Origin of the sequence: Sphingomonas silueang (genome assembly GCF_040049155.1) — a bacterium.
GTDB lineage: Bacteria > Pseudomonadota > Alphaproteobacteria > Sphingomonadales > Sphingomonadaceae > Sphingomonas > Sphingomonas silueang.
In genome coordinates, this window is record NZ_JBDZDK010000010.1 from 38,665 (window position 1) to 61,503 (window position 22,839).

At 69.8% G+C, this 22,839-nt stretch carries 21 protein-coding genes and 1 pseudogene; 6 read left to right on the plus strand and 16 right to left on the minus strand.

Features of this window, described 5'->3' with window-relative positions; genetic code table 11:
- Positions 1 to 86: 86 nt before the first annotated feature.
- From ABLE43_RS11260 to ABLE43_RS11300, 9 genes and pseudogenes are all read right to left on the minus strand, one after another.
- On the minus strand, positions 87 to 1,367 hold the full coding sequence (locus ABLE43_RS11260; protein ID WP_348978603.1) for an MFS transporter: 1,281 nt from the start codon (positions 1,365 to 1,367) through the stop codon (positions 87 to 89).
- Between the two features lie 243 nt (positions 1,368 to 1,610).
- A pseudogene (locus ABLE43_RS11265) lies at positions 1,611 to 1,909 on the minus strand (hypothetical protein); the annotation flags it as partial.
- 20 nt (positions 1,910 to 1,929) lie between these two features.
- Positions 1,930 to 3,003, minus strand: coding sequence for a hypothetical protein (locus ABLE43_RS11270; RefSeq protein ID WP_348978604.1), 1,074 nt, complete (start codon positions 3,001 to 3,003; stop codon positions 1,930 to 1,932).
- Positions 3,004 to 3,136: 133 nt separating this feature from the next.
- Positions 3,137 to 4,048, minus strand: coding sequence for a class A beta-lactamase (gene bla / locus ABLE43_RS11275; RefSeq protein WP_348978605.1), 912 nt, complete (start codon positions 4,046 to 4,048; stop codon positions 3,137 to 3,139).
- The gene (rpoN, locus tag ABLE43_RS11280) at positions 4,041 to 5,522 is read right to left on the minus strand and encodes an RNA polymerase factor sigma-54 (protein WP_348978606.1); all 1,482 of its coding nucleotides are present in this window, start codon (positions 5,520 to 5,522) and stop codon (positions 4,041 to 4,043) included. The genes bla and rpoN overlap by 8 nt, the downstream gene beginning before the upstream one ends.
- Positions 5,523 to 5,527: 5 nt before the next feature.
- The gene (gene lptB / locus ABLE43_RS11285) at positions 5,528 to 6,313 is read right to left on the minus strand and encodes an LPS export ABC transporter ATP-binding protein (RefSeq protein ID WP_348978607.1); all 786 of its coding nucleotides are present in this window, start codon (positions 6,311 to 6,313) and stop codon (positions 5,528 to 5,530) included.
- Between the two features lie 124 nt (positions 6,314 to 6,437).
- Complete coding sequence (locus ABLE43_RS11290; RefSeq protein ID WP_348978608.1) at positions 6,438 to 6,977, minus strand: LptA/OstA family protein; 540 nt, start codon at positions 6,975 to 6,977, stop codon at positions 6,438 to 6,440.
- Between the two features lie 5 nt (positions 6,978 to 6,982).
- Positions 6,983 to 7,621, minus strand: a complete 639-nt coding sequence (lptC, locus tag ABLE43_RS11295) for an LPS export ABC transporter periplasmic protein LptC (protein ID WP_348978609.1) — start codon at positions 7,619 to 7,621, stop codon at positions 6,983 to 6,985.
- Positions 7,614 to 8,234, minus strand: a complete 621-nt coding sequence (locus tag ABLE43_RS11300; protein WP_348978610.1) for a ribonuclease D — start codon at positions 8,232 to 8,234, stop codon at positions 7,614 to 7,616. The genes lptC and ABLE43_RS11300 overlap by 8 nt, the downstream gene beginning before the upstream one ends.
- A gap of 310 nt (positions 8,235 to 8,544) precedes the next feature.
- Between ABLE43_RS11300 and ABLE43_RS11305 the strand changes: the two genes are divergently transcribed.
- Positions 8,545 to 9,372, plus strand: a complete 828-nt coding sequence (locus ABLE43_RS11305) for a cold-shock protein (RefSeq protein ID WP_348978611.1) — start codon at positions 8,545 to 8,547, stop codon at positions 9,370 to 9,372.
- Positions 9,373 to 9,811: 439 nt separating this feature from the next.
- Here the strand turns inward: ABLE43_RS11305 and ABLE43_RS11310 are convergent, their stop codons facing one another.
- Complete coding sequence (locus ABLE43_RS11310) at positions 9,812 to 10,675, minus strand: LOG family protein (protein WP_348978612.1); 864 nt, start codon at positions 10,673 to 10,675, stop codon at positions 9,812 to 9,814.
- Positions 10,676 to 10,737: 62 nt separating this feature from the next.
- A complete protein-coding gene (locus tag ABLE43_RS11315) occupies positions 10,738 to 11,427 on the minus strand; it encodes an extensin family protein (protein WP_348978613.1) in 690 nt (229 codons plus the stop codon).
- A gap of 181 nt (positions 11,428 to 11,608) precedes the next feature.
- Here ABLE43_RS11315 and ABLE43_RS11320 point away from each other — a divergent pair, with 181 nt between their 5' ends.
- From ABLE43_RS11320 to ABLE43_RS11330, 3 genes are read left to right on the plus strand one after another with little or no spacing between them, the layout of a single operon-like run.
- The gene (locus ABLE43_RS11320; protein ID WP_348978614.1) at positions 11,609 to 12,295 is read left to right on the plus strand and encodes a GntR family transcriptional regulator; all 687 of its coding nucleotides are present in this window, start codon (positions 11,609 to 11,611) and stop codon (positions 12,293 to 12,295) included.
- Positions 12,296 to 12,326: 31 nt separating this feature from the next.
- A complete protein-coding gene (locus tag ABLE43_RS11325) occupies positions 12,327 to 13,190 on the plus strand; it encodes a DUF4886 domain-containing protein (protein ID WP_348978615.1) in 864 nt (287 codons plus the stop codon).
- The gene (locus ABLE43_RS11330; RefSeq protein ID WP_348978616.1) at positions 13,163 to 13,615 is read left to right on the plus strand and encodes a c-type cytochrome; all 453 of its coding nucleotides are present in this window, start codon (positions 13,163 to 13,165) and stop codon (positions 13,613 to 13,615) included. Before ABLE43_RS11325 ends, ABLE43_RS11330 begins: the two co-directional genes overlap by 28 nt.
- Positions 13,616 to 13,749: 134 nt before the next feature.
- Here the strand turns inward: ABLE43_RS11330 and ABLE43_RS11335 are convergent, their stop codons facing one another.
- The 3 genes from ABLE43_RS11335 to ABLE43_RS11345 all read right to left on the minus strand — a co-directional run bounded on the left by ABLE43_RS11335 (position 13,750) and on the right by ABLE43_RS11345 (position 18,345).
- On the minus strand, positions 13,750 to 15,123 hold the full coding sequence (locus tag ABLE43_RS11335; RefSeq protein WP_348978617.1) for a M20/M25/M40 family metallo-hydrolase: 1,374 nt from the start codon (positions 15,121 to 15,123) through the stop codon (positions 13,750 to 13,752).
- Positions 15,124 to 15,226: 103 nt separating this feature from the next.
- Positions 15,227 to 15,976: a dienelactone hydrolase family protein gene (locus tag ABLE43_RS11340; RefSeq protein ID WP_348978618.1), complete on the minus strand. Its 750-nt coding sequence runs from the start codon at positions 15,974 to 15,976 to the stop codon at positions 15,227 to 15,229.
- Positions 15,973 to 18,345 carry a DUF3772 domain-containing protein gene (locus ABLE43_RS11345; RefSeq protein WP_348978619.1) on the minus strand — a complete coding sequence of 791 codons (2,373 nt, stop codon included), beginning with the start codon at positions 18,343 to 18,345 and terminating at the stop codon, positions 15,973 to 15,975. The genes ABLE43_RS11340 and ABLE43_RS11345 overlap by 4 nt, the downstream gene beginning before the upstream one ends.
- A gap of 88 nt (positions 18,346 to 18,433) precedes the next feature.
- On the opposite strand from ABLE43_RS11345, the gene ABLE43_RS11350 reads away from it, so the two are divergent.
- Entirely contained in the window at positions 18,434 to 18,967 is a 534-nt protein-coding gene (locus tag ABLE43_RS11350) for a hypothetical protein (RefSeq protein ID WP_348978620.1), read from the plus strand.
- Positions 18,968 to 19,028: 61 nt separating this feature from the next.
- Positions 19,029 to 20,654 carry an NAD(P)/FAD-dependent oxidoreductase gene (locus ABLE43_RS11355; protein ID WP_348978621.1) on the plus strand — a complete coding sequence of 542 codons (1,626 nt, stop codon included), beginning with the start codon at positions 19,029 to 19,031 and terminating at the stop codon, positions 20,652 to 20,654.
- A 342-nt stretch (positions 20,655 to 20,996) separates the two neighbouring features.
- Here ABLE43_RS11355 and ABLE43_RS11360 read toward each other — a convergent pair whose 3' ends face one another.
- A complete protein-coding gene (locus ABLE43_RS11360) occupies positions 20,997 to 22,028 on the minus strand; it encodes a GGDEF domain-containing protein (RefSeq protein ID WP_348978622.1) in 1,032 nt (343 codons plus the stop codon).
- Positions 22,029 to 22,141: 113 nt separating this feature from the next.
- Positions 22,142 to 22,684 (minus strand): peroxiredoxin, encoded by a 543-nt coding sequence (locus ABLE43_RS11365; protein ID WP_348978623.1) that lies wholly within the window; start codon positions 22,682 to 22,684, stop codon positions 22,142 to 22,144.
- Between the last annotated feature and the right edge of the window lie 155 nt (positions 22,685 to 22,839).

Consider the following 22,839-nt stretch of genomic DNA (forward strand, 5'->3'; position numbering starts at 1 on the left):
AAATTGGCCTTACAAGATATGGTTACGGGTCAGGCGTTCGCGCCGCTGCGGCGCGGCTTCGACGGGCGATGGTGGGCCTGCCGCAGTCATAGCGGCGCCCGGGCGGGCGTGACGGGCGGGCCGGACTGCGGATCGCCATGTTTCAGTAGCGAGAATAGGATCGCGGTACCCAGAAGATCGAAGAGGGCGAGGCAGACGAACAGGGGATTGTAACCGATCGTGTCGGCGAGCGATCCGATCACGAGCGAGAAACTCAGTCCTCCGATCCACGCGGCCGATCCGGCCATGCCGGTAACCTTCCCGACGACTTCGGGCCGGAACAGGTCGGCCGACAGGGTGATGAGTGCCCCCGACAGCATCTGGTGCGCGAAGCCGCCGACGCAGAACAGGGCGATCGCCACTGCCGGGCTGACCGTAAGGCCGATCAGCGCCGGGCCGATCATCAACACGGAGCCGCTGGCGACGACGATCTTGCGCGACGTTATCAGCGGGACATTGAACCGCCTCATCAGCCACGGCGCATAATAGCCCCCCACGATCGACCCGAGATCGGCGGCAAGGAAGGGCAGCCACGCAAACGCAGCGACGCTCTTCAGATCCATGCCCTTCGCCTCGACGAGGTAGAGCGGAATGAAGAAGTTGAACGTCTGCCACGCCGGATCGGCGAGGAAGCGGGGAAGCGCGATCGCCCAAAATTGCCGCATGCGCATGATCGCCCGGCTGGACATGCCGGCGGCGGTATCGACGACCGGTCGACTCTCGACGATCAGCGCGCGCTCTTCGTCGGAGATGCGGGGATGATCCTCGGGCTTGCGATAGAAGATGTACCAGACGGCGGCGAACAGAAAGCCGACGCCGCCGGTGACCATGAACGCCGACTGCCAGCCCCAGACGGCGATACAGAATACGACGACCGGCGGCGCAATCATCGCGCCGATCGAGGAGCCGACGTTGAACCAGCCGGTCGCGACGGTGCGCTCGCGCGGCGGAAACCAGTCGGATACCGCCTTCATGCCCGCCGGGATCGCGGCCGCTTCGGTCAGGCCGAGCAGACCGCGGAACATGGCAAGCGAGGGCCAGCCGCCGGCGAAGGCATGCAGGCAGTTCGCGGTCGACCAGCCGATCGCGAACAGGGCGAAGCCGAGCCGCAGCCCCAGACTGTCCAGCACATAGCCGGCGATCGGCTGCATGACCGTATATGCCGCCTGGAACGACGCGACGACCCAGCTGTACTCCTGCGTCGACATCGCGAAACGCTGCTTGAGCGTCGGTGCGGCAACCGACAGCGACGAACGGGCCAGATAGTTGAGGACGGTACCGATCGTCACGAGACTGATGATCCACCAGCGCAGCCCTAGCCGATTCATATGACGTCCTCACCCTAACTGGTAAGTCCAATATTCAATTTGGTCAGGCGTGGCAAGGGTGGCCTCATGGCAAAAGGCCGGGTTCCGGAGCGACCGCTTCGGTGCCCGTTCCTCTGGACGGACGCACGGCATGTGCCTTTCGCCAAGGACGCGAGGTCGGACAGCGACCCGAACGCCGATCAGCGGCGCGTAGCGCACGTTCGCCGCCGCTGACCGGCTGCCCATTTCCGGGCCGCCGATACGTCAGGTGCCTGGTCCGGGTGTCGGGTGGTGCGGGTTGGACGTAAACCGGTCGGGCTCGTTCTGCCATGCCTTGCAGATGACGTCGTCGATCGTCCGGTTCATCCGCTCCACTTCGGCCTGCGTCGGGGCAGGCTCTGCCCGTCGGTCCGAGGATGCTTCACCCTGGTCAGCCGGTGCTCGATGTCGTTCCCGTCGCAGACGCCGTCGAAGCTGTGGCGGAAGGCATGTTTGTGATGACCATGGTTGAGGAACGGGATGCCGTTATCGGTCGGCACGGTGGGGATACGATATGCTGGAGCGTGATGACGTGATCAAGCCGCTAGAAAGTATAGGACGTCATGATGAGCAGCCCGCTCTGCGACTGGCGGCGGAAACGGACTTCGGTTTCATTGCCCGGCGGCGGCCGGTTCTCGACGAAGCCGTCGCCCAGGATCTGGGTGTCGACGTCATACAGCACGCCGATGCCGATATTGAAGCTGGACCCCTGATCCTCGCGGCGGCGGAAACCGAACATCAGTCCCGCGCCGATCGCATCGATGACGTTATCCGTGCCGGGCTGAATCGCCATGAACGGACCGATGCCGAAGTTCTTCCGCTTGGCGATGCAGTCGTCATATGGATCGCTGCCCGTTTGATAGGCATAGCATGCCACCCCTGCATAGTTCTGCGTGAACGGTAATAGCGGCGTGAAGAAATAGTGGGATTCCAGAATCAGCCGTGCGCGGACATTCTCGGTCTGGGTTACCCGTAACAGCCCGTCGACGATCTCGGCGCTCTTGACCCGCCGATTGTTGCCAAGGTCGTAGGAGAAGGCGATCCCGATTCCGAAATCGATGCCGCCGAATTTCTGACGCCCCGTCTGGCTATTGGCCAAACCCTTCTGGGATGTCGGTTCCACCTTCGTTTCCACCGTGCCGTCCGGCTTGGTAGTCACCGTCGTCGTCACACCCGCTGGCGCCGCGGTAAACGCGACAGGGGGCGGTGACGGGGCGGGCGGTGACGGGGCGGGCGGTGACGGGGCGGGCGGTGACGGGGCGGGCGGTGACGGGGCGGGCGGTGACGGGGCGGGCGGTGCCGGGGGCGGGGCGGGTGCCGGCGGAGCGATGCCGGACGGGTCCGGCGCAGATGGCGTCAGGACCGGTTGGGGGGCGGCGGCAACGGCTGCGACCTGACTGTCTCCCCGCAGGGTCCGGATGGCCTTGGCCGCTGCCTGGGCTCTGGCTTCGGCGGCAGCACGGTCGCGTTCTGCGGCTTCATATGCTTTCGCGGCTTCGAGCAACCGGGCCGCGCGTCGAACCTCCGCCTCTGCTTCGGCTACGGTCGGCATCGCGGTCTGTGCAGCTGCGGTTGTCGGGATGACCAGTATCGCGCCGATGGCGAGCGTGGATCGCATGATCGATTTCCCCGGATGTTCGTCAAAACGGCACCCGGAAAACGCCCTCCGGACAGATAGCAGATTCGCGAGGTTCGGAAAATCATTTTGCAACCGGAACGGATTGACCGGTTGGATAGCAAGGGGCGCCCGATCAGCGCGTCCGACCGGCCCATGCGATGGCCACTTCGCCCAGCATCCTGAGCACCGCTTCGTCGGCGGGGCGCACGTCCTCGGCGAAGACCGGGTTCTCGACATAGCCGGTCAGGACCAACGGCGCCCGCCCGCCCGGCGGCAGCAGCACCGCGAGGTCGTTGGTCTTGTTGCCGATGCCCGGCCGCATCCCCGTGCCGGTCTTGTCGAACCCATGCCAGCCGGGCGGCGCGGCGGCACGGATGCGCCGGAGCCCGCTGCGCGTCGCCGCCATCCATCCCTGCAACCGGTCGCGGCTTGCCGGGCGGAGCACGTCGCCCAGCACGATCCGCCGCACCGTGCCCGCCATCGCGCGCGGCGTGGTGCTGTTGGCGGTCGTGCCCGGCGGGATCACGTTGACCGCCGGTTCGTAATCGTCGATCCGGCTCACCCTATCGCCGATGCCGCGCCAGAAGCGGGTGAGCGCGTCCGGCCCGCCCAGCCGCCGCATCAGCACATTCGCCGCCGCATTGTCGCTCGTCACCTGCACCGCCTCCGCCAGCGTCGCGATCGCCAGGCGACCCTTGGCCAGATTCGCCTCCACCACCGGGGCATAGGCGACGAGGTCCGCGCGTCCGAACGACAGCGTCTCGTTCAGGTTCAGCCGCCCGGCGTCGCCCTCGCGCAGGGCCAGCGCGGCGAGCGACAGCTTGAACGTCGAGCAGTGGCAGAAGCGTTCGTCCGCCCGCCAGCCGAAGCTGCGCCCGGTCCCGGTATCGAGCACGAACGCGCCGAGCCGGACCCCTGCCGCCCGCTCGATCGCGCGCAGCCGCGCGACCGGATCGAACTGCGCCGCCGCCGCGGCACCGCCGGGCAGCAGCACGCCCGCCCCCAGCCCGAGGGTGAAGCTGCGGCGATCGATCACCTCAGCCACCCAGCGCCTTCTGCCGCCGCCGCTGGACCGACGATCCGAGGCCGAGCGATTCGCGGTACTTGGCCACCGTCCGCCGCGCGATGTCGAAGCCCTTGGCCTGGAGCAGTTCGACCAGCGTGTCGTCGGACAGGATCTTCCTGGGGTCTTCGGCGGCGATCAGGCTGCGGATCGCGTCCTTGACCGCCAGCGCCGACACCGCCTCGCCCCCGTCGGCGGACTGGATCGCCGAGGTGAAGAAATATTTCAGCTCGAACAGCCCGCGCGGGCACGACAGATATTTGTTCGAGGTCACGCGGCTGACGGTCGATTCGTGCATCTCGATCGCCTCCGCCACCCTGGCCAGCGTCAGCGGGCGCAGATGGGCGACGCCGTGGCGGAAGAAGCCTTCCTGCTGCTTCACCAGTTCGGTCGCGACCTTCAGGATGGTGCGCTGCCGCTGGTCGAGTGCCTTGACCAGCCAGTTGGCGCTGGCGAGACAGTCGGACAGCCACGCCTTCGACGCCTTGGTGCCGTTGGCCGACAGTTCGGCATAATAGCCGCGGTTGACCAGCACGCGCGGCAGCGTCGCGCCGTTGATCTCGACCGCCCAGCCGTCGCCGCGGGGGGCGACGAACAGGTCGGGGACCACCGATTGCGTGCGCTCGCCGCCGAAGCGGCAGCCGGGCTTGGGATCATAGCCGCGCAGTTCGCGGATCATGTCGGCCAGATCCTCGTCGTCGACGTCGCAGACGCGGCGCAGCTGCGGCAGCGCACCGCGCGCGACGAGATCGAGATTGTCGATCAGCCGCGCCATGCACGGATCGTAGCGATCGGCCTCCTTCGCCTGGATCGTCAGGCATTCGGCAAGGCTGCGCGCGCCGACGCCGCTGGGGTCGAAGGTCTGGACGATCGAGAGCACCGCTTCCACCCGCGCCAGCGGCACGCCGAGCCGCGTCGCGATGTCGAGCAGCGAGCCGGACAGATAGCCGCATTCGTCGATCTGGTCGATGATCGCGCTGGCGATGAACAGGTCGGCGCCCGCAACGCTCGCCCCTGCCTGTTGCAGCAGATGGTCGGCGAGCGACACGTCGTCGCCCGCAAGGGAATCGAGGTCCGGTGCCTCGTCATACCCGCCGCTGCCGGTGGCGGACAGGCCGAGCGATCCGTCGAGCGAGCCCACGCCGTCCGACGGGCTGTCATGGTGGAAGGTGTCGCCCGGATCGATGTCGAGCGTCTCGCCGCCCGCGCCGCCGGTCATCAGCAGTTCGTCCGACCCCGCCGGTTCGCCCGACGCCGGTGCTTCGGGCACCTCGAACGGCGCGCCGTCGTCGTCGCCGCTGCCGGAATCGAGCAGCGGGTTCTTCTCGATCTCCTCGGCGATGAACCCCTCGACCTCGAGGTTCGACAGCGCGAGCAGGCGGATCGCCTGCTGCAGCTGCGGCGTCATCACCAGCGATTGCGACTGGCGGAGATCGAGGCGCGGGGCGAGGCTCATCGCGGTTAGAGCTCGAAGCCCTCGCCCAGATACAGGCGGCGGACATTGGCGTCCGCGACCAGTTCGGCGGGCGATCCGGCGAACAGTACCCGCCCGTCGTAGATGATGTACGCCCGGTCGACGATCTCCAGCGTTTCGCGGACATTATGGTCGGTGATGAGTACGCCGATCCCGCGCGACTTGAGCTGGATCACGAGGTCGCGGATGTCGGCGATCGAGATCGGATCGATCCCCGCGAACGGTTCGTCGAGCAGGATGATCGTCGGGTTCGCCGCCAGCGCGCGCGCGATCTCCGCCCGCCGCCGCTCGCCGCCCGACAGCGCCATGGCGGCGGCGGTGCGCAGCCGGGTCAGGCCGAATTCGTCGAGCAGCTGGTCGAGCCGCCGCTGCCGCGCCGCCTTGTCCGGCTCGGCCAGTTCGAGCACGGCGAGGATGTTCTTCTCGACCGACAGCCCGCGGAAGATCGAGGTTTCCTGCGGCAGATAGCCGAGGCCGAGGATCGCGCGGCGATACATCGGCAGCGCGGTGATATCCTCGCCGTCGAGCAGGATGCGGCCCGCATCGGGCTTCACCAGCCCCATCGCCGAATAGAAGCTGGTGGTCTTGCCCGCGCCGTTGGGACCGAGCAGCCCGACCACCTCGCCGCGCCCGACCGACATCGACACGTCGGACAGCACGACCCGCTTGTCATAGGATTTGGCGATCGACACGACCGACAGGCCGGTGTTCGTCGGCGGTTCGTGCACCGGCGTCGCGCCGGGCGGGGGGTCGAGAAGCGTCGTGTCGGTCATCGGCAACGTCCTGATCGCACCGACGGGCGATCGATCGATCAACCCCGGCTGTTTGGCAGGATTATTGCATGAACGGCGCGTGAAAGGAAAGATCGCACGCGCATGCGCCGTGCCGAAAGCGCGGTCAGTTGCGCCTGGGCACGCTGAACCGTCCGGTCACGCGCCCGCCGCCCTGCGTCACCGTGCCGCCGGGCGTGGTGGTCGCGCCGACGCCCGATCCGTCGATCGTCGCGCGGCCGGTGTCGAGGTCGATCGACAGCCGCCCGCCGGTCAGCGTGTTCGCCCCCTGCGTCAGCCGCACCCCGCCGATCATCGTGACGACGCGCGCGTTGACGTCATAGACGGCATAGCGCGAGCGCGCCGTCTGGTCCGGGCGGGTGACGACGACGTTGCCGGTCGCGTCCATCCGCGACGCCTGGGGCGAGGCGCCCTCGGTCACCTGGCCGGTATAGGCGACGGTCACGCGGTCGGCGGTCATCGTCATCGTCGACTGGCGGATGGTGACGCCGCCGGTCAGCACCGCGCGGTTCGCCTTGTCCTGCAACTCGATGGCATTGGCCGAGAAATCGATCGGCGCGTTCGAATCGTGCCGCGACTGCGCCACAACGGCGGTGCCCGTCACGGCGGCGGTGGCGGCGAGGGCGAGGAGCGCGGCGCGAATCATCGCGGCTATTTCGTGCGTGTCGGGTCGATACGCAAGCGGGCATTGCCGGTCAGTCGCACGGTGCGCGCCTCGAGATCGGCATCGAGCCGGTCGCCGCTGAAATTGCCCATGCGGGTCGTGCCGCTGACCGCGCTGCCGCTCTGCAACCGGCGGGTCTTGAGATCGACCGTCGCGTCGCGGGTGTCGAGCGCATAGCCGTCCGCCGCGCGGAACTGGATCGGGCCCAGCACGTCGACCTGTTCGCGGGTCATGTCATAGCGCCCGCGCGGCGCGGTGAGGCGCGCCGGGCCGTCGGGCAGGCGGATCGCGGCGGCCAGCGCCTGCAACTGCACCACCGGTTCGGCCGAGCTCTTCTGCACCGCCGCCCCCGCATCGAGCACGAAGGGCTGGCCCTTGGCATCCTGTCCGCGATATTCGGCCTGGCGCAGCCGCATGCGTTCCTGCGCCACCGCCACCTTGTTCTTGTCGAGCACGAAGCTGGTGTCGCCGCGCATGAACAGCGGGGCCATCACGAGGAAGGCGGCCAGCACCCCGATCCCGATCGGCAGCGCGACCATCAGGAACGCGATCAGCCGGTCGTGCGCGCTGCCCGGCGCGGCGCGGCGCTGCCGCCGGCTCCGCTCCAGGCGCGCGATCTCAGACATGCGCGAAGATGTCCGTCTCCGGCCAGCCCGCGATGTCGAGCGCGGCGCGCGCGGGCAGGAAATCGAAGCACGCCTGCGCCAGTTCGGTCCGCCCCTCGCGCGCCAGCCGCTTCGACAATTCGGCACGCAGCGCATGGAGGAAGCGCACGTCGGAGGCGGCATAGTCGCGCTGCGCGTCGGAGAGAACGGGGCCGCCCCAGTCGGACGACTGCTGCTGCTTGGAGATGTCCTGCCCCAGCAGTTCGCGCACCAGTTCCTTGAGGCCATGCCGGTCGGTATAGGTGCGGACAAGGCGCGAGGCGATCTTGGTGCAGAACACCGGCCCGGCCGTGACGCCCAGATAATATCGGATCGCCGCCAGATCGAACCGGCCGAAGTGATAGAGCTTCACCCGTGCCGGATCGGCCAGCACCGCCTTCAGATTGGGCGCGGCATAGCCGCTGCCGGGGTTGAAGCGCACCAGATGCTGATCCTCGCCGCCGTCGGACAGCTGGACGACGCACAACCGGTCGCGCGGGGTGATCAGGCCCATCGTCTCGGTATCGACGGCGATGTCGGCACCGGGCGCGAACACGCCCTCGGGCAGGTCTTCTTCATGGAAATGGACGGTCATCGCCAAGCGCGTAGCCGCTTCGCGGGTCGGGCTCAATGGCGCTGTTGCCGATTCGGTTCGCGCGGGACGGGGCGGACGAAAGCACGGAATGCGTCGACCGGAGGGCGATTCTGTGCCGTTCGCGCCACAACTCGTGCCGGAAACGCGATGCGCGCAACGATTGCCGCGGCGAAAACGCTTTGGGCGCATCCGACTTTTGAGCTATGGCAGGAATGCGGCACCCGGTTTGGCGGTGCCCGGACACCTGCGTTTTTCGCTCGGCGCTTGGGTTTAGAATGAAGTTGGGCGAACCGGGAAGACGAACAGGGCAATGAGTTTCGATCGAGGACGGCGCGGCGAGCGCGGTGGGCGCGGCAGGGACAAGCGCGACGGTTTTGGTGACGAAGGCGGCTTCGGCGGCGGCTTCGGCGGCGACCGCGGCGGTTTCGGCGGCGGATATGGCGGCGGCGACCGTGGCGGCTTCGGCGGCGGCGGCTTCGGCGGCGGTGGTGGTGGCTACGGCGATCGTGGCGGCGGCTTCGGCGGCGGTGGCGGCTTCGGTGGCGGCGGCGGTGGCTACCGCGGCGGCGGCGGTGGCGGCTTCGGTGGCGGCGGCGGCGGTGGCCGCGGCATGCCGCCGCAGGTCGTCGGCGAGGCGACCGGCGTGGTCAAGTTCTTCAACGCGCAGAAGGGCTTCGGCTTCGTCGTGCGCGATGACGGCGGCGAGGACGTGTTCGTGCACATCTCGGCGGTCGAGCAGGCGGGGCTCACCTCGCTCGCCGAAGGCCAGCCGATGGGCTTCACCCTCGTCGATCGCGGCGGGCGCATCTCGGCGACCGACCTGAAGATCGACGGCGAACCGCTCCCCGTCACCGGCGGCGGCGCGCCGCGTGAACCGCGCGAGGCGCGCGGCGGCGGCATGGGCGGTCCGCAGCGCCAGCTGACCGGCGAGCGTGCGACCGGCGTGGTCAAGTTCTTCAACGCGATGAAGGGCTTCGGCTTCATCCAGCGCGACGACGGACAGCCCGATGCGTTCGTGCACATCTCGGCTGTCGAGCGTGCGGGCCTGCCGACGCTGAACGAAGGCGACCGGCTCGAATTCGAGCTGGAAGTCGATCGTCGCGGCAAGCATGCGGCGGTGAACCTCAACAAGCTCTGAGGTTCGCGCCGGTCGGCGTGACGGACGGGCCGGGCGTTCCTTCGGGGGCTGCCCGGCCTGTTTGCGTTCGGGGGTAACGGTTGCGAGCGGCGGCGCGGCAGCCGTTGCGGCAGGCAACCGCGGGTCGATATCCGGTCGCTGCCGATCATCTCCGCCATTCCCGCGCAGGCGGGAATCCATACACGCGGCGGTTTGCGAAGGAACCGCGACGTCGGCGCATATGGGCTCCCGCCTGCGCGGGAGCGACGAAGATCGGCAGGATTGGTGGCGTGCCGGCGCGCCGCAGGTCGATCGGTCCCGGCGCGTTCTTCGACTACCCCGCGCACTATGCGCCACCGTTCGTGTCGAGCATGGTCGAGACACCGCACGCAACGCCTGCGGCACGTCCCTCGACTTCGCCCGGGACGAACGGAGCGGGTCGGTTCGCCCTGTCCGCCCCCTATTTCCGGTCGGCGTAGAAGCGCTTCACCACGTCCCACCCCTCTTCGGCGGTTTCGACGAAGGTGATGAGGTCGAGGTCGCGCGGCGAGATTACGCCCTCCTCGACCAGCGCGTCCCAGTTGACCACCCGCTCCCAGAATTCGCGGCCGTAGAACAGCACCGGGATCGGATCGATCTTGCCGGTCTGGATCAGGGTGAGCAGCTCGAAGCTCTCGTCGAACGTGCCGAAGCCGCCGGGGAACACCGCCACCGCCCGCGCGCGCAGCAGGAAGTGCATCTTGCGCAGCGCGAAATAATGGAACTGCATCGACAGCGCCGGGGTGACATACGGATTGGGCGCCTGTTCGTGCGGCAGGACGATGTTGAGCCCGATCGATTCGGCCCCGGCCTCGTTCGCGCCGCGGTTCGCCGCCTCCATGATCGACGGGCCGCCGCCCGAGCATACGACGAAGTGGCGCTTGCCGTTGACGTCGTTCGGAAACTGGCTGGCATGGAACGCCAGCTCGCGCGCCACGTCGTAATAATGCGCCTTGGCGATCACCCGCTCGGCGATCGCGCGCGATGCGTCGTCCTGCGCGAGATCGAGCAGCACCTCGGCCTTTTCCGGCTCCGGGATGCGCGCCGAGCCATAGATGACGAAGGTCGAGGCGATGTTCGCCTCGTCGAGCAGCAGCGAGGGCTTCAGCAGCTCGAGCTGGAATCGCACCGGGCGCAGGTCCTCGCGCAGCAGGAACTCCATGTCCTGAAACGCCAGGCGATAGGCGGGGTGCTCGGTCTGGGGGGTGGCCAGCTGCGCGCGCGCGGCTTCGGCCTCCTGCTTGGCCCCGCGGAACACGCGGGACGGGACTTTGGTGTCGGTCATAGGCGGACGAGGTGTATCCGCCGCGCCGCCCCCCGGCAAGCGCCTTGGATCGGCGGCATCGCTCAGCGGCACAACGGCCGCCCGCCCATGTCGAGGTGGAAGTGGTTGTAGTGCGCGGCATTGTAGTCGGGGCCGAGCGTGGTGACGAACCGCCGGCATGCGGAGCGGTGGACGGTGCGCAGGAATTCGCGCGCGGCGGGATCGCTGCCGTTCCAGTCGCGCTGCACCGAGATGCGCCGCCCGTCGGCCAGCACGAAGGCGGCGATGTCGACCGCATTGGCAAGGCCGTGCTGCGACACCCGCCCGGCGGCGGCGTTCCCGGCACCGACGATGCCGCGACAGGCATAGGTGCCGAAGCTGTCGATCTTCACCACGTCGCTGCCGAGGATCTGTCGCGCCGCCGGGCGGATGCCATAGCTGATCCAGCCGATCATCGCCCGCGCGGCAGGACAGCGGATCGCCTTCAGACCCGCAACCGGCACGCCGATGTCGAGCAGCTGCACCGCCCCCAGCACGACGCAGCCCGAGCCATAGTCGCGGTCGGGCAACGGGCTGAAGCGCACGCCCGCCGCCGAAAGGTCGGCGAAGCACTGGCGGGTGTCGCGCGGCGTCTCGCCCCGCAGCGTGACCGGCCCGGAGGGGCGGGGCCGGATCGGCGCGGAGGGCGGCGGATCGTCGCGTCCGCTCCCGCCGATACAGGCGGCCAGCAGCAGCGGCGCGAGCAGGGCGAAGCGGCGAACGAGCGATGACATCGCCCGTCCAGTCCCACGCCCGGCCCCTGTCCCGCAAGCGGCGATGCGACCGGACGCGGCGTGCGGTGCAAACGATAGCGGTATCATAAACCGATTGATCCGGCGGCAACCTTCTGAAACAAGTCATATATATGCCTATGCCTGCCCATCGTCCGCGACCGTTTCCGCCGGGGAATGCCGCGTGACCGTACCCGCCCGCACCCTGTCCGACCGCGTGTTCGAGATCGTGCGCGAGCGTATCGTCAGCGGCGCATTGCCCGAACGCCTGCCGATCCGGCAGGACGCGCTGGCCGCCGAACTGGGGGTCAGCAAGATTCCGCTGCGCGAGGCGCTGGCCCGGCTGGAGCAGGAAGGGCTGATCGCGGGACTGGCCAATCGCGGCTATACCGTGCGGCCGATGTCGGCCGACCATGCCGAGGAAATCTACGACCTGCGCATCGCGATCGAGCCGGATGCCGCCGCCCATGCCGCGATCCGTGCCGATGACGCGCATCGGGCCGCGCTGGTCCTCGCGTTCGAGCGGCTCGACGCGGCGATGGCACGCGATCTGGTCGAGGCGGCGGCATGCAACCGCGCGTTCCATGCCGCGCTGGTCGCGGCGCCGGGCCGCGAGGTGACGGTGCAGCTGGTCGCGCGGCTGTCGGTGCTGGCCGAACGCTATGTCGTCGCGCATCTGCGCCCCGCCGGACGCGGCGACCGGGCGCATGTCGAACACAAGCTGCTGCTCGATGCGTGGCTGGCGCGCGACGGGGTGGCGGTGCGCGCGATGCTGAAGGGCCATCTGGCCGCGACGATCGAGGATCTGCGCGTCGAGTTCGCCGCCGTCGCCGTCGCCGCCGCCTCAGCAGCAGCAACCGAGATCGCGTGACGCGGCGGCGCGGATGCGGGTAGGAGGGGGCATGGTCCGTTTCCTGCTCGCCCCCGTCCTCGCCTTCGCCCTTACCGGCGCGGCGCTGCCCGCCGCTGCGCGCGACATCCTGTTCGTCGGCAACAGCTTCACCTTCGGCGCGGGGTCGCCGGTCGAGCGCTATCGCCCCGACAGCGTCACCGACCTGAACGGGGAGGGGATCGGCGGGGTGCCCGCGCTGTTCGCCGCCTTCGCGCGGCAGGCGGGGCTCGACTGGCGCGTGTATCTCGAAACCTCGCCGGGCAAGGATCTTGCGTTCCATTATGCGAACCGGCGCACGCTGCTCGACCGGCGGTGGGACGTGGTGACGTTGCAGGGCTATTCGACGCTCGATGCCGAACGGCCGGGCGATCCGACGCGCCACGCCGCCGCCGCCGCGAAGCTCGCCGCGCTGTTCCGCGCGCGCAACCCGAAGGTACGGGTGGCGCTGGTCAGCACCTGGTCGCGCGCCGACCTGACCTATCGCCCCGGCAGCCGCTGGTCCGGCAAGCCGATCGCGCGCATGGCCGAGGATCTGGCCGCGGCCAACCGGGTGGCGAAGGCGCGCGCGCCGGGGGTCGGCGCGATCGTGCCGGTCGGCCTCGCGTGGAACCGGGCGATCGCGCAAGGGGTGGCCGATGCTAACCCCTATGACGGCATCGATCCGGGCACGGTGACGCTATGGGCCGAGGATCGCTATCACGGCAGCACGGCGGGCTATTATCTGGAGGCGCTGACCATCTTCGGGCGCGTGACCGGCCATGACGTGCGCAGGCTGGGCGCGAAGGAGCGCGCCGCCGCCGATCTCGGCCTCGCCCCCGCCACCGCCGTCGCGTTGCAGCGGGTGGCGTGGGAGACGCTCCGGGCGGCGAAGTGAGGGCGGCGTGGCCCGGCCTGCTGCTGCTGCTCGGCGGCTGCGGCGGGAGCGACGACCGCGCGGCGCGGCTGGCGCAGGCCGGGCCGAACCCCCGTCTCGATGCGCTGCTGCGCGTCGCCAGCGTCGATGCCGGGCGGCGCGCCTTCGGCCAGTGCGGGCAATGCCATACCATCGGCAGGGGCGGGCAGGCGCTGGCCGGTCCGAACCTGCACGGCGTGATGGGCCGCGCGGTCGCCGCCGACCCGCGCTTCGGCTATACCCAGGCGCTGATCGCGCACGGCGGGCGGTGGGACGCAGGGACGATGGACGCCTGGCTCGCGAACCCGGCACGGATGGTGCCGGGCACGCGCATGGCATTCGCAGGGGTTCCCGATCCGCTGACCCGCGCGGATATCATCGCCTATCTGGGGAGCGAGGGCGGGTGAACCATGCATCCCGGCACATCGTCACTCCCGCGCAGGCGGGAATCCATACACGCTGCCGCCTACGATAGACGCGCAACGTCGGCGGCCATGGCCTCCCGCCTGCGCGGGAGTGACGAGGGGTGGAAACGCCCCCCTCACGCCAGCGCCTTGAGCAACGCCTCCCACCACGCCACCCCCGCGTCGAACGCCGCCACCGGCAGCCGTTCGTTCAGGCCGTGCGCGAATTCGTCCGACGGCTTCATGAACACGCTGCCGACGCCGAAGCTGGGGATGCCGCGCGCGCGGAAGTGCATCGAATCGGTCGCGCCCGCCTCCATCGCCGGAATGACCGGGATGCCCGGCGCGCGCTTCGCCACCGCCGCCTTGACCGCGGCCAGCACCTTCGGGTCGAGCGGCGATGCCCCCGCCTCGATCGTGCCGTTGTCGATCAGTTCCAGCCTGATCTTCGGATCGGCGATCAGCTCGGCCAGCTTCGCCTGCACCGCCGCGCGCGGCGTGCCGGGAAAGATGCGGCAGTTGATGTTGACCACCACCCGCTGCGGCAGGGCGTTGGGGGCATGGCCGCCGTTGAACTGGGTGGGGACGCAGGTAGTGCGCACCTGCCCGACGAATTCCGGCTTGCTCGACAGCAGGTCGGCGGCGGCGGTGTCGTTCGGGTTCGCGGCGAAGGCGCGCATCGCCGCGCCCACCTCGCCCGGATATTGCGCCGCGCTGCCGCTCAGATACGCCTTGGTGATCGGGTTCTGCTGCGCGGGAAAGCGGTATGCGGCGATCCGCCCGACCGCCGCCGCCATCGTCGCGATCGGATTGGTCGGCGACGGGCGGCTCGAATGGCCGCCCGCGTCGGTCAGGGTCAGGCGATAGTCGCCATAGACTTTCTCCGCCGCCTGCAGGCCATAGACGATGGGCTTGCCGTCCTCCGACAGCGTGCCGCCGCCCGCATCGGCGTTGAGCACCAGCGCGGCGTCCCTGAACCGTTCGGCGGCGGCGCGTGCGGTCTGCATCTCCGTCTCCTCGTCGCCGGTCAGCAGCAGGATCACGTCGCGCGGCGGCACCCATCCGCTGCGCCTGAGCTGCATCAGCGTGGCGACGAGGATCGATACGTCGGCCTTGTTGTCGAGCGCGCCGCGGCCATAGACATAGCCGTTCTCGACCACCGCGGTGAACGGATCGCGCGTCCAGTCCGCCGGATCGGCGGCGACGACGTCCATATGGCCCAGCAGCACGACCGGCTTGGCCACCCGGTCGCGCCCGGCGTAGCGCAGGGTCAGGTATCCGGTCTCGCCCAGCTTCTCGAACGCGATCGTGTCCGCCGGAAAGCCCGCGGAGACCAGCCGTTCCTTCAGATACCCGGCATAGGCGGGCACCTGTCCCGCACCCTGCACCGTGCGGAATCCGATGCCCTTCTGAAGCAGCGCCAGCGCCTCGCGCCCGCCGGGAGTCGTCTGCGCGGACACGGGTGCGGCAAACAGCAGCGCGGGCAGCAGGGCGGCGGACAGGTGACGCATCGGTTTCTCCCCCTCAGGACGGCGGCGGAAGCCTAACCGCAACCAGCGACGCTGGGTAGGGGGGCACTCCCCTCCCTTCCAGGGAGGGGACAGGTACAGCGAGTCAACTTTGCGTCAGCAACCGCCCGAACAGCGCCAGCATCCACCCGGTCGCACTCACGAACAGCGCCGGATCGTAGCGCGGCCCCTCGTCGCGCAGGAACGCATGCTGCGCGTTCACCTCATGCCAGCTGTAGCGATTGCCCGCCGCCTCCAGCGCGTCGCGGATCGCCTGTCGTCCCGCATAGGGCACATGCGGGTCCTGCCGCCCCCAGACGAACAGCAGCTCGCCCGCGATCTCGCCGATGCGCGACAGGCTGTCGTCGCAGCGCCCTTCGCCCAGCGTCCCCGAATGGATGTCGGTCGGATAGAAGCACGCCGCCGCGCGCACTCGAGGATCGAGCGCGGCGCGGTACGCGAGATGCCCGCCCAGACACACCCCCGCCACCCCGATCGCGCCGGTGCATGCCGGGTGCTGTACCAGCCAGTCGATCACCCGCCCCGCATCGGCATCGAACGCCGCGACCGGCTTCGCGAACTTCAGCGCATTGCCCCGGTCGGTGCCCACCGGATCATAGGCGAGCACCGTGCCCGGCGCTTCATATTCGTGATAGACCTCGGGCACCGCCACGACATAGCCGTGCCCGGCGAGGAACGCCGCCAGCCGCCGGATCGGCCCGGTCACCTGATAGATTTCCGAATAGAGCACCACGCCCGGAAACCGCCCCTCGGCCGCCGGGCGGAAGACATGGGTGCGCATCACTCCGCCGTCGGGGCAGGGCAGGTCGGCGGGCGCGTCGGTCAGCAGGATCATGGGGCCGCTGTGCCGTCGCTGCCGGGCGCGGGCAAGGGCGAAACCAGCTCCAGCCGCTGCGGCAGCGTGCCCATCTCGATCCCCTCGTCGCGGAACCGGGCGAGCAGCGTCAGCAGGATGTTGCTACGCGCGCCATAGGCCGCACGCGGGGATGCGACATGCGCGAAGCAGTTGAACGCGATTCGGCCGTCGACGATCGAATCGACGAAGGCGGCGGGCGCGGGATCGTCGAGGATCGCGGCCTCCTGCGCAAAGGCGTCGAGCACGATGTCGCGCACTTGCGACGCATCGGTGCCGAGCGGGACCGAGAACTGGATCTGGATGCGCCCCAGCGGGCTGGCCAGCGTCTTGTTCAGCACGCTCTTGGTGATGAGTTCGGAATTGGGCACGATCAGCGTCGAATGATCGGCCAGCGTGATCTCGGTCGACCGCACGCTGATGCGCTTCACGTCGCCCTCGTCGGTGCCGACGCGGATCAGGTCGCCGATCTTGATCGGGCGCTCGGCCAGCAGGATCAGGCCCGACACGAAATTCTGCGTGATCGCCTGAAGGCCGAACCCGATGCCGACCGACAGCGCGGACAGCAGCAGCGCGATCCGCTCCACGCCGATGCCGAGCGAGGCCAGCGCCCAGATCACCGCCAGCGCGATGCCGACATAGCGGGCAACCAGGCTGACCGAATTGCGCCCCGACCCGTCGAGGTCGGTGGCGGGCAGATAGCGTTCCTCCAGCCAGCGCATGAACCCGCGCACCAGCGCAAGGCCGATCGCCAGCACCGCGATGCTGCGCAATATCGCGCCGGGCGAGATCGCGACCCCGCCGATCTCGACGCCGCGCGCCAGGTCGCCCAGCCGCGCGAAGACGTTGGCGACCCCGCTGCCCCCGCCGAAGGGTGCCACCCACAGCCCCAGCGCGATCACCGCCACCAGCAGCCGCAGCACCCCCGACAGCAGCACCCCGAACTGGTCGATCGTCCCGCCGCGCACCCCCAGCCCGCGCGTCACCGCGATGCCGAGGCGGCTGGACCGCTCGAACAGCGAGGTCGCGACATCGTCGATCGCGGTCAGCGCCAGATAGGCGGCGGACCCCAGCACGACGGTCCACGCGACCATCTGCACCAGCACCAGCCCGAAGCCGACATAGCCGATCAGCAGCGCGATCAGCGCCACCGCGGCGATGCTCCATGCCAGCAGCACGATCGCCGCGCGCCCGGTGTCGGCGGGCCGCTCGCCGGCATCCTCCGCCGCGCTGCGCAGCCGCCCGATCGACAGCAGCGCCGCGCCGATCAGCAGCAGGTGGAGCAGCGCCAGCAGCGCCTGCGTCGCGACGCGCGCGGCGTTGCTCACCCCGATGCCTGCGTTCAGCGCGTCGATCAGGATCGCCATGCCCGCCAGCAGCGCGAACAGGAACGAATAGGGCCGCAGGCGATCGGCCAGCGCATCGCCGATCGGCGCGATCCGCCACGTCGGCTGCCCGCGCATCAGCACCGCGCCCAGCACCGAACTGGCGAAGGCGCCGAAGCCGACCGCCACGACCAGCGCGTCGAGCGGTGCGTCCCAGCGATCGGCGACGAACCCCGCCCAGCGCGCGCCCGCCACCACCGCCCCGACCGCCAGCAGCGGAGAGAGCGTGCCGACCGTCACCCGCCACAGCGCATTGGCCGATCGCCGCACCCGCCGCCCGGACGCGCCCTCGATCAGCAGCCGCTTGCCGACCCGCCCGGTCGCGAGCCGCGCGGGGCCCAGCAGCAGCACCGCCACGCCCAGCCCGAACAGCAGCGGCCACGGCAGCCGCCGCCCCGGCCGGTCGAGCGCCCGCACCTCGACCGTGACGAAGCGTTGCAGGCGTTGCAGGTCGCGCGGCACCGCAGCGACGATCGCGCCCCAGAACGCCGGGGTCAGCGGCGACGGCGACTTGCCGAACAGCTTCTGGGTCAGCTCCGCCGCCTCGCCCGCGCCGATCTCGTCGATCAGCTGCTGCGCCTCGACCGACAGCAGCCGCGCGCGCCTCGTCGCCGAATCGAGCGTCGCGCGCTGCCGGGTCAGCGCGCTGCGCTCCTCGCGGATCGCGGGGTCCTCGGTCGCGGCACCGGGGCCGAGCTGCGCGAGGCGTGCGTCGATCCGCGCCAGCGCGTCCTGCGACTGGCGCGCGGCGTCCAGCGTCTCGGCGCGCACCGCCTGCGCGCGGGTGCGCAGCTCGCTGCGCGCGTCGCTTTCGATCCGGGTGTCGAGCGCCCCGTCGACCGTACCCAGCTCGTCCGCCGCCCGGTCGAGCCGTGCGGCAAAGGTGGCGGCATCGTCCTGCGCCGCCGCCATCACCGGCGCGAACAGCAGGGACAGGGCGATCGCGATGCGGGTCAGCAGCGTCATGGGCGCAAGGCGTAGAGCGATCCGGTGCCTGCGCCAAGGCGCGATGACGGCCCTTGCATCCACGGCGGCGGTTTGCTGCAATCGTGCCATGCGCCACGCCGTCGCCGCCATCATCGCCATCGCCGTCGCAGGCTGTTCGGGCACGCCGCCGCCCGCGTCGCCCGGCGCACCCGTCGCGATCTACAGCCCGCCGGTCCGGCCGGGCGGGCGGGGCGGCATGATCTTCCTGACGCCTGCGGTGCCCGCCGCCCGCGCCACGTCGCTGGAGCCGCCCGACCCGGTGCCGCAACCGCCGACCGCCGCATGGCTGCACGGCATCTGGCTGCTCGACGCCAGGGCCGGGGACGTGGCGCGCGTCGCCTGCAACTCCGGCACGACGGTACGCTATGATGCGGACGGCACCATGGCGTCCTTCGACACGAACGGCCGCTGGCAGCTGGTCGGCGACCGGCTGACCGAAACCGTCGTCGCGGCGTTCGACGGCGGTGCGGAACCGGCGCCGGTGCGCGAACGGCCGCAGACGGTGCGCCTGCGCCGCGTGGGGCCGGACGAAGGGGCGGCGCGCTCGGGCGGGCGGTGGCGGTCGATGCTGCGCTGCCGTCCGGGCGACATCCCGCGATAGCGCGGACCGGTCTGCGCACGGATGGGCTGCACAGCGGCGGCCGACCGCCCTATATGGCCCGATGCTCCGCATCACCGAACTGAAACTGCCGCTCAACCACCCGGAAGAGGCGCTGACCGCCGCGATTCGCGACCGGCTGCGCATCATGCCCCGCGACCTGATCCGCTATACGATCGCCAGGCGCGCGCATGACGCCCGCGACAAGGACGATATCCAGCTCGTCTATTCGATCGACGTGACCGTGAAGAACGAAAGCGCGGTGCTGGCGCGCGTGCGGCGCGACCGCAATGTGGGGCCGACCCCCGACACCGGCTACCGCTTCGTCGCCAAGGTTGGGCCGGACTATGCCGGGCCGCGTCCGATCGTCGTCGGGGCGGGGCCGTGCGGGCTGCTCGCGGGCCTCATCCTCGCGGAGATGGGGTTCCGCCCGATCATCCTCGACCGCGGCAAGGTGGTGCGTGAGCGCACGCAGGACACGTGGGGCCTGTGGCGCAGGAGCGAACTCAACCCCGAATCGAACGTGCAGTTCGGCGAGGGCGGGGCGGGCACCTTCTCCGACGGCAAGCTGTGGAGCCAGATCAAGGACCCGCGCCATCTCGGCCGCAAGGTGCTGGTCGAGTTCGTCAAGGCAGGCGCGCCCGAGGATATCCTGACCGAGGCGCATCCGCACATCGGCACCTTCCGCCTCGTACAGATGGTCGAATCGATGCGCGCCACCGTCGAGTCGCTCGGCGGCGAATATCGCTTCGGCCACCGTGTCGACGATCTGGAGATCGCGACGGCGGCGGACGGCAGCCGGCGGCTGACCGCGCTGCACCTGTCCACGGGTGAGGTGATGCCGGTCGATGCGCCGGTCGTGCTGGCGCTCGGCCACAGCGCGCGCGACACCTTCCACATGCTCCACGATCGCGGCGTCACGCTGGAGGCCAAGCCCTTCTCGATCGGGGTGCGCATCGAGCATCCGCAAAGCTGGATCGACCGCGCGCGCTTCGGGGCGTGCGCCGGGCATCCCGATCTGGGGGCGGCGGCCTATACGCTGTCGCACCACTGCGCCAATGAACGCACCGTCTACAGCTTCTGCATGTGTCCCGGCGGCACCGTCGTCGCCGCGACCTCCGAACCGGGGCGCGTCGTCACCAACGGCATGAGCCAGTATTCGCGCAACGAGCGCAATGCGAACTCCGGCATCGTCGTCGGCATCGATCCGGCGCGCGACTATCCGGGGCATCCGCTGGCGGGAATCGCGCTGCAACGCGAACTGGAGAGCCGGGCCTATGTCGCGGGCGGCGGCGACTATCGCGCGCCCGCGCAGCTGCTGGGCGACTTCGTGGCCGGTCGCCCGTCGAGTGCGCTCAGGAGCGTCATCCCCTCCTATCGCCCCGGCGTGACGCTGACCGATCTGGGGCAGGTGCTGCCGGACTTTGCGGTCACGGCGATGCGAGAGGCGCTGGTGGCGTTCGGGCGGACGATTCCGGGTTACGACCATCCGGACGCGGTGCTGACCGGCGTCGAGACGCGGACCTCCTCGCCGGTGCGGATCCCGCGGGGCGACGATTTCCAGAGCGTCAATACCGCCGGGCTGTATCCGGCGGGCGAGGGCGCGGGCTATGCCGGCGGCATCCTCTCGGCAGCGGTCGACGGGATCAAGGTGGCGGAAGCGGTGGCGCGCGCGCTTACGCGAGGCTAGGCGGCGCGCTCGCCACGATCGCGGCGACGGTGAGCAGGAAGCTCAGGATCGTCACCGCGACCGGATGGTTGCGGCTGGCGGTCATCACGCGACCGGCACGATCGGCGCGGCGACCGAGAACAGGACGGCGGAGACGAACAGTGCGGCCGAAAGGGCGGCGACGTTGCGCTGAAGGTCGACGAAACGGAACATGGTGCTTACTCCCTGAGGTTCCGGCCGAGGTCTTTCGTGCCGGTACCGAGAGATTTGCACGGAGCGTGCCAGTTTCAAAAACGGCGGATTTCCATCGTTTTCAGCCGGGATGGGCAAATCGCACCGCAAATCTGCGGTGAATCCCGTCAACTATTGGTGCATTTCACCAAGGGTGCGGTTGCGCCCGGCCTCCTTGGCGCAATAGAGGAACCGGTCGGCGCGCGCGATCGCCTCCGCCGTGCTCTCGCCCTCGCGCAGCGTCACGATCCCCGCCGACAGCGTCACCCCCTCGATCAGCCGGTCGTCCTCGCGCAGGCGATAGCGGCGCTCGGCCACGGCGAGGCGCGCATCCTCCAGCAGCAGCCGCGCATCGGCGGCGGAAATGCCGGTCATCAGCACGCAGAATTCCTCGCCGCCGTGGCGCGATACCAGATGGCCCTCGCATGCCCGCGCCAGCGTCGCGCCGATCGCTTTCAGCACCCGGTCGCCGACCGGATGGCCGTAGCGGTCGTTGATCGACTTGAAGTGATCGACGTCGCACAGCGCGATATGGCACGGGTCGACCGGGCGGGTCGCCATCGCCTCCTCGAACGCGCGGCGGTTGGGCAGGCCGGTCAGCGCGTCGCGCCGGGCATCGCCCTGCGCGGTCGCCAGCTGCCGCCGCAACTCGCCCGCCTCCAGCGTCGCCTGCGCCAGCTGCGATTCGGCGACATCGACCCGCTGGCGCATCGCCGCGGTGATCCGCGCCAGTTCGGCGATGACCGTGTCGGTGCCCGCCTGCTGCAATCCGGGGCGGCGCAGCGCGTCCTCGCTCGCCGCCAGGTCGCGGCCGAAGGCATGGGTCTCGTCGCGTATCGCGTGCATCATCGATTCGAATCCCGCCATCTGCCGCTGCGTCTCGGCTGCCCATGCCGCGGACACCGGGCCGCGCCGTTCGGGCAACCTGCCCCCCTCGATCCGCTCGCCGAGCGTCGCGATTTCGGCGCTGGTCAGGCGGAACCCGCCGTCGGTGCGCTCCGCCACCGCCTGCGCCAGCGGCCCGGCGGGGTCGCTGAGCACATGATAGGCGAAGGCATAGTTGACCGGCGTCGGCTCCAGCCGCTGGTCGGCGAGGAAATGGCCGATCGCATGGAACAGACCGTCGACCGCGCCCAGCGGTGCCGTTCCTTCCCATCGCGCCATGAACATCGCCTTCGCCTCCCTTCCGGTGCACGACAGGCTAGGGCGCGAGTGCTAAGATCGGGTTTCCGGCGCGTTAACCGGCTGTGAAGCCTCCGTTTCGGTGGCGTATCGAATCAGCGCAAGCCCTGCACCGCCGCCAGCGTGGTACGGACGTGATCGGCGGGGTTCATGTCGGAATGGACGAAGGTGATGCGCCCGTCACGGGCGATGACATAGCTGGTGCGCGTGGTCAGCATGCGCGGCTTGCCGTCCGGGCCGGCGGGGCGGGCGAGCGCCACGTCGAATCCCTTGATGACCCGCGCATCGGCGCTGGCCACCGCGAAGCGTCCGGCGCAATGCTCGCTGCTGAACGCCTGCAGCTTCTCGATCGGGTCGGCGGACATGCCGATCACGGTCGCGCCCGCCGCCTTAAAGCGATCGACCGCATCGGCGAACGCCTTCGCCTCGGCATTGCAGCCGCCGGTGAAGGCGGCGGGGAAGAAATACAGCACCACCGGACCCTTGCGCAGCTGCGAGCGCAGGTTGAGCGTGAACGCCTTGCCCGCGATCGCGGCGCGGGTGGTGAAATCGGGTGCCTTCGCGCCGGGGGCCAGCGCCGCCGACACGGGAACGGCGAAGGGCAGCGTGACGGCGGCGGCAAGCAGGGCGAAGCGCATCGGATCGGTCCTCGGGACGGCGGTGATGCGCGCGAGCCTAGCAGCTTCGCGCGGCGATGCCAGATCGGGCGCGTACCCTGGGGGTGGCGGATCGACATGCAACGCCACCCGTACCTACTCCCCTCTGGAAGGGAGGGGAGAAGTTGAGCGGGGGT

Coding starts and splice junctions, on each gene's coding strand:
- ABLE43_RS11345 (WP_348978619.1), bottom strand. CDS start 18,345: ATGACGCTGCTGACCCGCATCGCGATCGCCCTGTCCCTGCTGTTCGCG.
- ABLE43_RS11310 (WP_348978612.1), bottom strand. CDS start 10,675: ATGACCGACACCAAAGTCCCGTCCCGCGTGTTCCGCGGGGCCAAGCAG.
- ABLE43_RS11355 (WP_348978621.1), top strand. CDS start 19,029: ATGCTCCGCATCACCGAACTGAAACTGCCGCTCAACCACCCGGAAGAG.
- ABLE43_RS11325 (WP_348978615.1), top strand. CDS start 12,327: ATGGTCCGTTTCCTGCTCGCCCCCGTCCTCGCCTTCGCCCTTACCGGC.
- ABLE43_RS11290 (WP_348978608.1), bottom strand. CDS start 6,977: ATGATTCGCGCCGCGCTCCTCGCCCTCGCCGCCACCGCCGCCGTGACG.
- ABLE43_RS11315 (WP_348978613.1), bottom strand. CDS start 11,427: ATGTCATCGCTCGTTCGCCGCTTCGCCCTGCTCGCGCCGCTGCTGCTG.
- lptB (WP_348978607.1), bottom strand. CDS start 6,313: ATGACCGACACGACGCTTCTCGACCCCCCGCCCGGCGCGACGCCGGTG.
- ABLE43_RS11360 (WP_348978622.1), bottom strand. CDS start 22,028: ATGGCGCGATGGGAAGGAACGGCACCGCTGGGCGCGGTCGACGGTCTG.
- ABLE43_RS11350 (WP_348978620.1), top strand. CDS start 18,434: ATGCGCCACGCCGTCGCCGCCATCATCGCCATCGCCGTCGCAGGCTGT.
- ABLE43_RS11260 (WP_348978603.1), bottom strand. CDS start 1,367: ATGAATCGGCTAGGGCTGCGCTGGTGGATCATCAGTCTCGTGACGATC.
- rpoN (WP_348978606.1), bottom strand. CDS start 5,522: ATGAGCCTCGCCCCGCGCCTCGATCTCCGCCAGTCGCAATCGCTGGTG.
- ABLE43_RS11365 (WP_348978623.1), bottom strand. CDS start 22,684: ATGCGCTTCGCCCTGCTTGCCGCCGCCGTCACGCTGCCCTTCGCCGTT.
- ABLE43_RS11335 (WP_348978617.1), bottom strand. CDS start 15,123: ATGCGTCACCTGTCCGCCGCCCTGCTGCCCGCGCTGCTGTTTGCCGCA.
- ABLE43_RS11305 (WP_348978611.1), top strand. CDS start 8,545: ATGAGTTTCGATCGAGGACGGCGCGGCGAGCGCGGTGGGCGCGGCAGG.
- ABLE43_RS11300 (WP_348978610.1), bottom strand. CDS start 8,234: ATGACCGTCCATTTCCATGAAGAAGACCTGCCCGAGGGCGTGTTCGCG.
- ABLE43_RS11340 (WP_348978618.1), bottom strand. CDS start 15,976: ATGATCCTGCTGACCGACGCGCCCGCCGACCTGCCCTGCCCCGACGGC.
- lptC (WP_348978609.1), bottom strand. CDS start 7,621: ATGTCTGAGATCGCGCGCCTGGAGCGGAGCCGGCGGCAGCGCCGCGCC.
- ABLE43_RS11270 (WP_348978604.1), bottom strand. CDS start 3,003: ATGCGATCCACGCTCGCCATCGGCGCGATACTGGTCATCCCGACAACC.